This window comes from Collimonas sp. (assembly GCF_039923675.1).
GTDB lineage: Bacteria > Pseudomonadota > Gammaproteobacteria > Burkholderiales > Burkholderiaceae_D > Collimonas.
In genome coordinates, this window is the sequence record NZ_JBDTCG010000011.1 from 14,115 (window position 1) to 26,816 (window position 12,702).

The 12,702-nt window shown below is 63.4% G+C and carries 6 protein-coding genes; 4 read left to right on the forward strand and 2 right to left on the reverse strand.

The window, feature by feature from the left end:
• Positions 1-240: 240 nt before the first annotated feature.
• A complete protein-coding gene (locus tag ABI171_RS02115; protein WP_348090968.1) occupies positions 241-6,960 on the reverse strand; it encodes an autotransporter-associated beta strand repeat-containing protein in 6,720 nt (2,239 codons plus the stop codon).
• Positions 6,961-7,611: 651 nt separating this feature from the next.
• Here ABI171_RS02115 and ABI171_RS02120 point away from each other — a divergent pair.
• Positions 7,612-8,124: a GAF domain-containing protein gene (locus ABI171_RS02120; protein ID WP_348090969.1), complete on the forward strand. Its 513-nt coding sequence runs from the start codon at positions 7,612-7,614 to the stop codon at positions 8,122-8,124.
• A gap of 19 nt (positions 8,125-8,143) precedes the next feature.
• On the opposite strand, the gene ABI171_RS02125 is transcribed toward ABI171_RS02120, so the two are convergent.
• Positions 8,144-9,070, reverse strand: coding sequence for a LysR substrate-binding domain-containing protein (locus ABI171_RS02125; protein WP_348090970.1), 927 nt, complete (start codon positions 9,068-9,070; stop codon positions 8,144-8,146).
• 157 nt (positions 9,071-9,227) lie between these two features.
• Here ABI171_RS02125 and ABI171_RS02130 point away from each other — a divergent pair, with 157 nt between their 5' ends.
• The 3 genes from ABI171_RS02130 to scpB are packed head-to-tail and all read left to right on the forward strand — an operon-like array spanning position 9,228 to position 12,623.
• Complete coding sequence (locus ABI171_RS02130; RefSeq protein WP_348090971.1) at positions 9,228-10,562, forward strand: MFS transporter; 1,335 nt, start codon at positions 9,228-9,230, stop codon at positions 10,560-10,562.
• A gap of 31 nt (positions 10,563-10,593) precedes the next feature.
• Positions 10,594-11,823 (forward strand): CaiB/BaiF CoA-transferase family protein, encoded by a 1,230-nt coding sequence (locus ABI171_RS02135; RefSeq protein WP_348090972.1) that lies wholly within the window; start codon positions 10,594-10,596, stop codon positions 11,821-11,823.
• Positions 11,820-12,623 (forward strand): methylmalonyl-CoA decarboxylase, encoded by an 804-nt coding sequence (gene scpB / locus ABI171_RS02140; protein WP_348090973.1) that lies wholly within the window; start codon positions 11,820-11,822, stop codon positions 12,621-12,623. Before ABI171_RS02135 ends, scpB begins: the two co-directional genes overlap by 4 nt.
• Positions 12,624-12,702: the final 79 nt, after the last annotated feature.

The following is a 12,702-nucleotide window of genomic DNA, read 5'->3' on the forward strand; positions in this document are numbered from 1 at the left end:
AATGAATTATTTATTTTTCTACAATATTCATCATTATGCAGTGCGGCATTTTCGCAGAAATGCGCACGAAACTGTATCAAGGAATTGTATGGGGCGGCCTGGGCGGGAAAGGAAGAGCGGGGTATGGAACCATACCCCGCATGGTTTGCGCTATGTGACGGGTTAAATAAACGCGCCCGGATCTTGCGGCGTCAACCCAAGCGGCAGCTTGATTGAGCGGCCGGCGTTATCCACGATTACTTAAAATTTCCACAACACATTGGCCTTGATGGCGTTGTCCCTGACTTTGTCGCCAAACTGGCCGGAGTAGCCCAGACCCAGCGTGACGCTCTTGCTGACATTGACGTCGATGCCGGTTTCCAGCAGCAAGCCGTCGCGCGCCACCGGCACCCCGCTGACGTCGAATGCCGCCGCCCCGTTGCTCTTGAAAGCCAATTGGGTGACAGGCGTGACGTCGCCGAATGCGTGCCGCCAGCCGACCGTGCCATGCACCGTCACGGTCGAATTGGCGGCGCCAAGACGGCTGCCGACTCTCAGGCCGAGAGTGGAGAACGTCACGTTCTGGCTTTGGCTGCCGCTGTTCAGCGCGGCAGGACCGCCGTTTTCGCTGATGCCATTGCTGCGCAAATTGACATAAGCCAGGCCGGCGAACGGTTCCAGCGCCACCTGGCCGGCGGCGATACCGTAGCCCACTTCGCCGAAGACCTGGGTGGTGTGAGCGTCATAGCTGGACTTGGTGCTGTCGGCAAAACTCGGGAAGACGATACTGCGGTCGACGTCCAGCTTGTTCCAGGTATAAGCGGTTCCCAGCCGCACACCGACTGCGCCGAACCGGGCGCCGCCGTACAGCGCCAGATGATAGCTGTCGACCGAGGCCGATCCGTTGGCGCGGCTGGTGTCGAACGATGAGTGGCCGATGCCGCCGGCAACGCCGATCCGCCATTGATCATTCAACGGCGTATCAGCGCCGATGATGAAGCCGCTGCCGCTGCGGTCCACATCGGCGCTGCCGTTCTCACCGCCGAGCTTGCTCTTGGCGCCATACAGCTGGCCCCATACCACCTGGGCGTTGCGCCGGTCGTCATTGCAGGCGTTGTCGGTGTTCAGCTGGCTGTTGGTCTGGGTTGCGCTATCCGTCACGCAGCTTGCCGCGCCACCTGTCGCCAGTGCCGACAGCACGCCGGAGCGTGGCGCCGACGCCTGGCGCGCGCGCGCCGTCACCGCATCGCGCAGGTAGCGGCTGTCTTCGATCAGGACGCTGTTGGCGCTGGCGTAGATCTCGCCCGAGAGGCTGTCGAAGGCCGCCCGTGCCGATCCGATATCGAGCGAGGTAACGGTGTCGTAGATGGTGTTGCCGCCGCCCAGTGTGGTGACCGCGCCTGCCACATTGAACTCGTTCGAAGTGTTTGCCGCCTGCTGGAAGCGGACCTGGTTGCGCAGCAGCGTCAGGGTGACGTTGCTGGCATCGTAGCTCAGGCTCGGGGTCAGGAACACCAGGTTGGTGGTGACTCCCGAGAACGCGCCGGTGACGCCTCCTTTGGCGTTCAGGATGGTGTAGTTGTTGCTCGGTTTGTAGTCGCCGGTTGCAGCCAGCACCTGCACCGTGCCGCCGTTCAAGGTTGCGGCGCCGGCGACGTTGATCACGTCGGCTTGCTGCGCCGTCGCTTGCACCCGGTAAGTCGATCCCGGATTGAAGGTGGCGTTGCCGGCCACCGTCAGGCTGCCGATCGGTTGGCCAACGCCGGCGATGGCGGCGGTGCCGCCGTTGTTGACCACCAGGCCGCCGATGGCGCCAGGCCCTTGGAGCGTGCCGCCGGTGTTCACCGTGACCGTCGAATTGGCGATCGAGCCGCTGACCGCCAGCGTGCCGCCGTTCACTGCGGTTGGTCCGCTGAAGGTGCTGACGCCGCTCAGGTCCAGCACGCCGGCGCCAAGCTTGGTGACGCCGCCGCTGCCGCTGATCACACCGGAGAAGGTGGTGTTGTCGGAACGGTTGAAGGTCAGCGTGCCGTTGTCGACGACGTTGCCGGCCAAGCTGCCGCTCGTACCGCCATTGCCGATCTGCAGGGTGCCGCTATTGATGGTGGTGCCGCCGCTATAGTTGTTGGTGCCGGTCAGGGTCAAGGTATCGCTGCCGCCCTTGGTCAGCGAACCGCTACCCGACATCACGCCGCCGTAAGCGCCGCCGCCGTTCACCGTCAGGCCGCCGCTGCCCAGATTCACGTTGCCGTTGCCATTGCCATTGAGGCCGCCAGTCGTCACCTGGAAGCCGTTCAGGTCAAGGACGCCGCCGTTCAGCGTCAGGGCGCCGGTGCCGAGCGCCGCGTTGTTGCCGACGATGATGGCGCCGCCGTTGAGGATCGTGCCGCCGCTATAGGTGTTGGCGTTGCCCAGCGTCAGGTTGGCGGCGCCATCCTTGGTCAGGCTGCCGCTGCCGGAGACGACGTTGCTCAAGGTCAGGTCATTGCTGCCGGCTACCGTCAGGCCGGCATTCAGCACGATGGCATTGTTCAATGTCAAAGGCGTGCTGTTGTCCAGCGTTGCCGCGGCACCGACGGTCAAGGCGCCACTACCGATGGCGGCGCTATTGCCCAGCACCAGCCCGCCGCCATTGAGGGCGGTGCCGCCGCTGAAGGTGCTGGCTCCGGTCAGGGTTTCAGTGCCGGAACCTTGCTTGACCAGGCCGCCGCTGCCGCCGATGACGCCACCAAAAGTCTGGTTGGTCGCATCGCCGAAGGTCAACGTGTTAGCGCCTAACGCGACGGTGCTGCCTGCCACGCCGGCGAGTGAACCGATGGTCTGGTTGCCGCCGCCGGAGATATCCAGCCCCGCGCCTGCGCCGGCGATATTGACGGCGACAGTCGGCGCCAAGCTGCCGCCCGCGCCCAGGATCAGTTCGCCGGCATTGATTGTGGCGCTGCCGGTAAAGGTATTGGCGCCGGTGAGGGTTTCAGCCCCGGAACCTTGTTTGACCAATCCGCCGGTGCCGCCGATCACGCCGCCAAAGGTTTGATTGGTGGCGTCGCCGAAAGTCAATGTGTTGGCGCCCAGTGCGACCGTGCTGCCCGCCACGCCTGCCAGAGAACCGATGGTTTGATTGCCGCCGGCCGAGATGTCCAGGCCGGCGCCTGCAGCGGCGACATTGACCGCCACTGTCGGCGCCAGGCTGCCGCCGGCGCCTATGGCCAGGGTTCCGGCGTTGATCGTGGCGCCGCCGGTAAAGGTATTGGCGCCGGTTAAAGTTTCGGTACCGGCGCCTTGTTTGACCAGTCCGCCCGTACCACCGATGACGCCGCCAAAGGTTTGATTGGTGGCATCGCCGAAGGTCAGGGTATTTGCTCCCAGCGCCACGGTGCTGCCGGCTACTCCGGCCAGAGAGCCGATGGTCTGATTGCCGCCGGCAGAAATATCAAGACCGGCTCCGGCGCCATCGACGTTGACCGCCACTGTCGGCGCCAGGCTGCCGCCGGCGCCTATGGCCAAGGTGCCGGCATTGATCGTTGCGCCGCCGGTGAAGGTATTGGCCGCTGTCAGGGTTTCCGTGCCAGTCCCCTGCTTGACCAGTCCACCCGTGCCGCCGATGACGCCGCCAAAGGTTTGGTTGCCGGCATTACCGAAGGTCAGGGTATTGGCGCCCAATGCCACGGTGCTGCCCGCCACCCCGGCCAGCGAGCCGATGGTCTGGTTGCCGCCTGCCGAGATATCGAAGCCTGCTCCGGCCCCCGCAATATTCACCGCGCCGGTTGCCGCCAGGCTGCCGCCGGCGCCCAAGGCCAGCGTGCCGGCATTGATCGTTGCGCCGCCGGTGAAGGTATTGGCGCCGGTCAAGGTTTCCGTACCGCTGCCTTGCTTGACCAAGCCACCCGTGCCGCCGATAGCGCCGCCAAAGGTTTGATTGGTGGCGTCGCCCAAGGTCAGAATATTTGCGCCCAGCGCTACTGTGCTGCCGGCTACGCCGGCCAGGGAGCCGATGGTTTGATTGCCGCCGGCGGAAATGTCAAAGCCGGCGCCGACGCCCGCGACATTGACCGCGACGCTCGGAACCAGGCTGCCGCCGGCACCCAGTGCCAAGGTGCCGGCATTGATCGTGGCGCCGCCGGTAAAAGTATTCGTGCCGGTTAAAGTTTCAGTACCGGTGCCTTGCTTGACTAGTCCGCCAGTACCGCCGATGACGCCGCCAAAGGTTTGGTTGCCCGCATTACCGAAGGTCAGGGTGTTGGCGCCCAATGCCACCGTGCTGCCGGCAACGCCGGCCAGCGAGCCGACGGTTTGGTTGCCGGCGGCAGACAAGTCGAAGCCTGCCCCTGCGCCGGCGAGATTGACGGCGACGCTTGGCGCCAGGCTGCCGCCGGCGCCCAAGACCAGCTTGCCGGCATCGATCGTTGCGCTTCCGGTAAAGGTATTGGCGGCGGTCAGGGTTTCCGTGCCGGCGCCTTGCTTGAGCAGCCCGCCCGTACCGCCGATGACGCCGCCGAAAGTCTGGTTGGTGGCATCGCCGAAGATCAGGTTGTTGGCGCCTAGCGCAATTGTGCTGCCCGCCACGCCTGCCAGGGAACCGATGGTTTGATTGCCGCCGGCCGAGATGTCCAGGCCGGCGCCTGCAGCGGCGACATTGACCGCCACGCTCGGCGCCAGGCTGCCGCCGGCGCCTATGGCCAGCGTACCGGCGTTGATTGTCGCGACGCCGGTAAAGGTATTGGCGCCAGTTAGCGTTTCAGTGCCGGCGCCTTGCTTGACCAGTCCGCCCGTGCCGCCGATGGCGCCACCAAAGGTTTGATTGCCCGCATTACCGAAGGTCAGGGTATTTGCACCCAGCGCGACGGTACTGCCCGCAACGCCGGCGAGTGAACCGATGATTTGATTGCCGCCGGCGGAGATGTCAAAACCGGCTCCGGCGCCATTGACGTTGACCGCCACTGTCGGCGCCAGGCTGCCGCCGGCGCCTATGGCCAAGGTGCCGGCGTTGATTGTCGCGCCGCCGGTAAAGGTATTGGCGCCAGTTAACGTTTCGGTGCCGGCGCCTTGCTTGACCAGGTCGCCCGTGCCGCCGATGACGCCGCCAAAGGTCTGGTTGGTGGCATCGCCGAAGGTCAATGTATTCGCACCCAGCGCTACCGTGCTGCCGGCCACCCCGGCCAGCGAGCCGATGGTCTGGTTGCCGCCTGCCGAGATATCGAAGCCTGCTCCGGCCCCCGCGATATTCACCGCACCGGTTGCCGCCAGGCTGCCGCCGGCGCCCAAGGCCAGCGTGCCGGCATTGATCGTGGTGCCGCCGGTATAGGTATTCGCTGCGGTCAGCGTGGTGGTGGTCGCGCCATTCTTGATCAGGCCGCCGGCGCCGGAAATCACACCGCCCAGGCCCAGGTTATTGCTACCCGCCAGAGTCAGGTTGGCGCCGCTTGCGAGCGTGATGCTGTTGCCGAGAGTGAGTCCGGTATTGGTATCGAGCGTCGCCGAGCCGCCCACCGCCAGTGGGCCGCTGCCGAGTGCCGTTGTGTTCCCCAGGATCAGTCCGCCGGCGTTAAGGTTGGTGTTGCCGCTGTAGGTATTGGCGCCGCTCAGAGTCATTACGCCGGCGTCGTTCTTGGTGAGCCCGCCGCTGCCGCTGATCAGGCCCGATATGGTCAGGTTGTTGGCTCCTTGCACCGTCAGCCCGCCGCCTAGCAGGCTGACGGCGTTGCCGACGTTGAGTCCGCCGGCGCTGGCCTGGATGGCGCCGCCGTTGGCAGTGATGGCGCCGGTTCCGAACGAGGCTGAGTTATCGAAGACCGCCACGCCGCCATTCAAGGCCGCATCCTGGAATGTTTGCGCGCCGCTCAGGGTCCAGGTACCGCTGTTCATGCCCAGATGCTGGAAGTTGATATAGGTGCCACTGGTAATCGTGCCTGCGCCGGTAGTGCCGCTGCCGGTCCCGGTGGCCGAATTTTGCAGAAGCAGGGTATTGTTGCCACCAGCGCCGCCGTCCACCGTTCCGGTCGCTGCAAAGCCGAGATTCAGGCCGAGCACATTGAGCAGGTTGAGGCCGAGGCTGCCGGCGGTATTGACCGATGAACCGGTCACCGCGGTAAAGGTATTGCTGCTGGCGGCGCCCATCGATACGCTGCCGTTGATGGTGCCGGCATTGATGAAGGTATTGCCGGCGCCGGGAGTACCCGAAGCCTGGAACGCTACCCGGCCGTCGATGGTTGCGGTGCTGGTGTTGACGAAATTGACCTGGCCGCCGCCGTACGCGGCAACCACCGGAGCGTCCGAAGCCAACAACGAGACCCCCAGCAAGGGCGTGGTGCCGAGCGTGCCGCTGTTGGAAATGTTGCTGATGCCGCCGGTGCCGTTCTGCACCGCCAATGCCACCCCGTTCAGGTTCGGCAGGTTAACCCCGAGTATGCCGCTGGTGCCTTTCATGGTGCCGCTGTTGTTAACGCTAACTGTGCTGGCTGCGGCGTTGCCGATCACGGTGCCGGTCGACAGCAGGCTGCCGATGCCGAGCAGCGACGGATCGATCGTGCCGGCGTTGTTGAGGGTGACGTTATTGCCGGTCAAGTTCATCGCGGTGCCAAGTAGCCCCAACAACACCCCCGCGCTGGCGCCGCTATTCACGTTCACCGTCAGGTTGTTGGCAGCGCTGCTGTAAGAGGGCGCCAGCAGCGGTGCGGCGCCGGAGCAGGTGACCGTTGCACCGTCTGCCGGATTGGCCGGTGTACAAGTGGCCCAGGCGGCCGAGCCGTTCAAGGCCAGCAAGCCGCCGGTCGCCAGCGCCAGCAGAGCCGGCAGTGGGCGCCGTTGCGGCGCGACGTTGCCATAGCTGATGGATTGCCGGCCCGTCGAAAGCGGGGAATCAACGTCGGCGCCGGTCGATACCAGCTGGCCGGCGCGTCCTTTGCCGCTAGACTTGGCAAGTTCCGACACCACCACCAGCCCGCCTTGCGATTTGCTCCAAATCAGACGATAGGTTTTGCTCATGGGATTCTCCGAAAAAAAAAGAAAAAGCGGTCTCCGCGCCAGAGTGAGTTCATGGCGCATGTAGCTGGGATGAATGATCAGGACTAACGGATCCCGGATTGTTCGTGGGCCCGGTGCGCGCGATGCAAGCGGTCTTGGAGTTGGCGCTCAACTCGGTCCGCCATGTCGGCAGCGCTTTCAAGCGCTTCTATCCCCATCGCATGGCTGCTGCAACATAGCCTTCAGTCAGATTGCACATCGGCGCCGTCGACATGGCCACGGATGCGTGTCTCGACGCGTTTTTTTCTGTAGCGGGGTAAGTCTGTCTTGCCATGACTCGGTTTACTCCCCAATCTGGTCCGCGCTCAAGACAGAGTCGATATGTCCGAGAAAACGCGAGCGAAAATTTTATTGAAAATATCCAGTGCAGGAAAAATTAATAACAAATTAAGTACCGGCTAAGTATAGCCAACCGGCAATAAAATAAAGCTGTCACTTTTACCAGCTTGATATTGTCGAAATTGTTTCCATGATAATTTCAACCGCGCTGTCAAAAAAACACCGCCGCTGGCCAAGATAAATTGGGTCGGCCATGTTTTCTTTACGCTTACGCGCGGCAAAAGAAAATAGTCGTTTGCGTGTAAACTTGCGGCACATTTTCAAGGGATAACCATGTTTACTTCTACCACTGCAGAGATCGATGTCGATTACGCTCTCCTGGCGCGCCAGGCCGTCAGCGTTCTCGACAACGAGCGCGACCAGACTTCCAATGCGGCGCAGTTTTCCGCCTTCGTTTACCAGACCGTGGCGGATCTCAACTGGGTCGGTTTCTATTGGGTGAAGCCGCGTGGAGCGGCAAGCAACCATGGCGATCAACAGGAATTGCTGGTCGGCCCGTTCCAGGGCAAGGTCGCCTGCGCCCGCATCCAGTTCGGCCGCGGCGTCTGTGGCGCCGCCGCCGTCAGCCGTCAATCGGTGCTGGTGCCGGACGTGCATGCCTTCCCCGGGCATATCGCCTGCGACTCGGCGTCGAACGCTGAAATCGTCATCCCGGTGATCAAGGACGGCAAGCTGTATGGCGTGTTCGATATCGATAGTCCGACTTTGAACCGCTTCCGTCCTGAAGACCTGCAAGGGCTTGAATCGCTGCTAGCTGTGTTTGTCGCTGCGACGGATTTTGAATAGGCGCCTGCCGTTGCTGCTTTCAGGCTTTATTCTTTGCCGCCGCCCATTCAGGGCGTCGGCCCAGCACCTCGAATAATTCCACAATAATCGCCTTGACCTTTTGCACCGCGTTGCTCAGCAATTCGGTGTCATGCCAGCAGAGCGACAGCTCGCGTGAAAACAGCCGATGGTCGACCTTGGCCAGCTTGAGCTTGTGTTCATCCAGCTCGACATGCGCGGCGGACCACGGCAGTACGGTGACGCCGAGCCGGGCGATGACCGCCGCGAACAGCAGCGCCGTCGAGCTGGCTTCGAAGCGCACCTCGCAAGACAAGCCGGCTTCGCTCAGGGCCCAGTCAACGCGGCTGCGGATCGAGTTCGGCGCGCTCGGCAGGATCAGCGGCATGCGCGCCAGGTCGGCCAGTTTTACCGGTGCGGCCGGCAGCGGAAAATCCGGCCAGGCGATCAAATGCAGGGCTTCGCTGATCAGGCGCTGCGCGGCGACGCCGCGCGTCTCCACCGCGTCGGCCACCACCGCCAGTTCGACCCGGCCGCCGCCGATCAGGCCGCTGAGGTCGGCGCTGGGCGCTTCGATCAGTTCCAGCACGATGCCGGGATAGCGCTCGCGCACCATGCGCGCCAGCGGAATCGCCAGCACCCGCGAGGTGCTGGACGGCATGCCGACCGAGACTTTCCCCTGCGGGAATTCAGCATCCTGGCGCAGCAATTCACGCGTGCCGTCGGCTTGCCGCAGCAGTTCTTGCGCATGGCGATACAACGTCAGGCCGGCTGCGGTCGGCGCTACCCCGTGCACACTGCGTTCCAGTAACTGCATGCCGAGGTCGCGTTCCAGGTTGCGCATCTGCTGGCTGACCGCCGGCTGGGCAATATGCAACGCCTCGCTGGCATGCGTGACATTGCCGCACTCAACCACTTTCACGAAATACCGTAACTGCCGCAAGTCCATTTCCGGCTCCTTTTGACGGTTGATCTTGTGTTGCCATCCTATACGTTAATCCTATGAAGCTAGCGGAATAACATATTTTTAAATTATTGATCGTTTTTCTATACTTGGCTCACAAAACACAAAACCGCGGCCAATACAGGCCGACAAGGAGACAAGTATGGACAAGGTAATTGCGCTACAGGAGGCGGAGGTCACCGCCGGCATCAAACCGCGCCGCACGCCCCTGAGCCGTGAGCAAATCGGCGGCTTCTGGGCGGTGTATTCAGGCTGGGTGCTGGACGGCGTCGATTCGGTGATCTACGCGCTGGTGCTGATTCCGGCGCTGACCGAGTTGCTGCCGGCCTCGGGCATCGCCGCCACCCCCGGCAATCTGGGCATGTACGGCTCGATCCTGTTTGCGCTATTCCTGATCGGCTGGGGTTTGTCGTTCATCTGGGGGCCGCTGGCCGACCGCTTCGGCCGGGTCAAGACCCTGGCCGCCAGCATCCTGATCTATTCCGTGTTTACCGGCGCCGCCGCGTTTTCCCACAATGTCTGGGAGCTGGCGGTATTTCGTCTTATCGCCGGCATCGGCGTTGGCGGCGAGTGGGCGCTGGCCGGTACCTATGTGGCGGAAAGCTGGCCCGAAGACCGGCGCAAGATGGGCGCGGGTTATCTGCAAACCGGTTATTACGTCGGCTTTTTCATCGCCGCCTGGCTCAACTATACGGTCGGCGCCACCTACGGCTGGCGTGCGATGTTCTTGTGCGGCCTGGCGCCGGCGCTGCTGGCCGTCTTCACCGTGCTGCGGGTGAAAGAGCCGGGGCAATGGAGCAAGGCCGGGCACAAGGCAGTGGCCGCCGTCAGCAGCGGCGCGCGCAGCTCGTTCTGTGAATTGTTTTCGCCGGCGTTCCGCCGCCGCACCATCACCAGCGCGTCGCTGGTCGGGGTTGCGGTGGTCGGCTTGTGGGCCGGTTCGGTCTATGAAGCCAGCGCGGTGGTCACCCTGGCGACGCGCGCCGGCGTCGATCATATCGGCGCCGTGCATCTGGCTTCCATCGGCGCGGCGATCCTCTCGTTCGCGACGATTCTCGGCTGCCTGGCGGCGCCATGGCTGGCAGAACGGCTGGGACGCAGGACCGCGCTCGGCATCTATTTCACCGGCATGGCAGTCTCCATCGTATTTGCCTTCGGCTGGGTGTTCTATCTGGCGGACGGTCTCAAGCTGTTCATGGTGTCGCTGCTGTTCCTGGGTTTCTTCGGCGGCAATTTCGCGATTTTCTCGCTCTGGCTGCCGGAACTGTACCCGACCCGGATCCGGGCCACCGCGTTCGCCTTCAATGCTTCCATCGGCCGCTTCCTCGGCGCCGGCGTCAACTTCCTGCTGGCGGCGGCAATCCAGTGGCAAAGCTCGCTCGGCCTGCCGGTGGCCTGGACCGCGGCGGCGTTCGTGGCTGGCTTGCTGATCCTGCCTTTTGCGGTGGAAACACGTCACCAGAAGTTGCCGGAATAGGCGTCAACAATTACTACGATTGGAGCAACAGATGCAAGCATTACAAGGAATCAAGATCATCGACCTCAGTCGAGCGCTGTCGGGGCCGTTCTGTTCCATGGCGCTGGCCGACATGGGAGCCGACGTCATCAAGGTGGAGTCGGGGCCGTGCGGCGACATGAGCCGCAGCTGGGGGCCATTCGACCGCGGCATCAGCACCTACTATCTGTCCTGCAACCGCAACAAGCGCGGCATCTGCCTCGATTTGCGCAATCCGCAGGGCCTGGCGACCTTGCTTACGCTGATCGATGGCGCCGATGTCGTCATCGAGAATTTCAAGCCTGGCACGATGGCTGCCATGGGCCTCGGCTACGATGTGCTGAGCGCACGCAACCCGCGACTGGTAATGGGCAGCATCAATGCGTTTGGCGCCGACGGTCCGCTGAGCGGCTGGCCCGGCTTCGACCAGATCGCCCAGGGCTATTCGGGGGTGATGAGCCTGACCGGCTTTGCCGACGGCGATCCGACCCGCACCGGCACCGCCATCGGCGACATGAGTTCGGGCATGTGGCTGACCAGCGCAATCCTGGCGGCGCTGCTGGAACGCGAGCGCACCGGCAGCGGCCAGCATGTCGGCAGTTCGCTGCTGGCCAGCCTGGTCGGTCTGCTGAGCGTGCACGGCCAGCGCTATCTGAGCCTGGGCGAGATTCCGCAGCGTACCGGCAACGCCCATTCAGTCATTGCGCCATACGGCGTATTCGAGACTGCCGACGGTCCGCTTAACCTGGCGCCGATCACCGCCGACATGTGGTTGCGCCTGTGTCAGCTGCTTGAACTGCCGGGGTTGCCGGACGATCCGCGCTTCGCCAGCAACGAGACGCGTGTGGCGCATCGCGATGCATTGAAGACATTATTGGAAGCGCGCCTGAAGACCCGCAGCAAACGCGAGTGGAGCGAGCTGTTCATCGAGGCCGGCCTGCCGGCCGGACCGATCAATACCGTCGACGAAGTGTTCGCCGATCCGCAGGTGCTGCATTGCCGGCTGGTGGAAACCACCGAGCATCCGACGCTCGGCGCGCTACGGCAGGTAGTGACGCCGGTGTCCAGTTACGGCGCTGTTGCGGCGGCTCCTGTTCGTGTTACCCGCCGCGTACCGCCCGCACTCGGAGAGCATACGGCAGAAGTGTTGCGGGAAGCGGGTTTCGGCCAGGCCGCCATCGACGCCCTGCTGGCGTCCAAGGCGGCGTATCAAGGTGCAGCGCCAATGGCGGAGGCGGCATGAATAATATGACGAACGACTATTCGGTCACAGTTACAAGTCGCATTGTTGAAGAGCGCATCGGCCAGATCATCTTTAGCAACCCGGCACGCCGCCATGCGCTCAGCGCCGATTTGCTGGAGGCGCTGGAAGAACGGCTGGCGCAGCTCGCCGAACAGCGCGTGCCGGTGCTGCTGCTTGGCAGCGGCATCGGCCAGGAAGTATGGAGCGCCGGCCACGATCTGGGCGAGCTGGCGCGCGACCGCGATCCGATCGCCTACGGCAAACCGTTGGAACGGGTGTTGCGTGCACTGCGTGCCTATCCCGGGGTGGTGATTGCGATGGTCTCGGGATCGGTATGGGGCGGCGCGGTTGACCTGGCGATGAGCTGTGACCTGGTGGTCGCCGACCGCAGCGCGCGTTTCGCCATGACGCCTGCCAATATCGGCTTGCCCTATACCACCAGCGGGCTGCTGCGCTTCTTCCACAACCTGCCGATCCATGTCTTGAAAGAGATGTTCTTTTGCGCCTTGCCGCTGAGCGCCGAGCGCGCGGCGCAATTCGGCGTCATCAATCGGCTGGTCGAGAGCAGCACGCTGGAAGCCACCGCGCTCGAACTGGCGCGCGGCATCGCCGCCAAGGCGCCGTTGGCGGTGCGGGCGGTGAAGGAACAGTTGCGGATACTGGAAGACATGCAGCCGCTGCCGGTGCAGGCCATGGAACAGATTGCGGAACTGCGCCGGCAAGCCTGCGCCAGCGAGGATTTCAGCGAAGGGCTGGCTGCTTTCAGCGAGCGTCGGCAACCGTTGTTCCGGGGAATTTGAGCGGTCTTGCAAGCCTTGCATCGACCTTGTTGAAAGAATGGTATTGAATCAATGACAGGTAAATACGTGCAAATACATG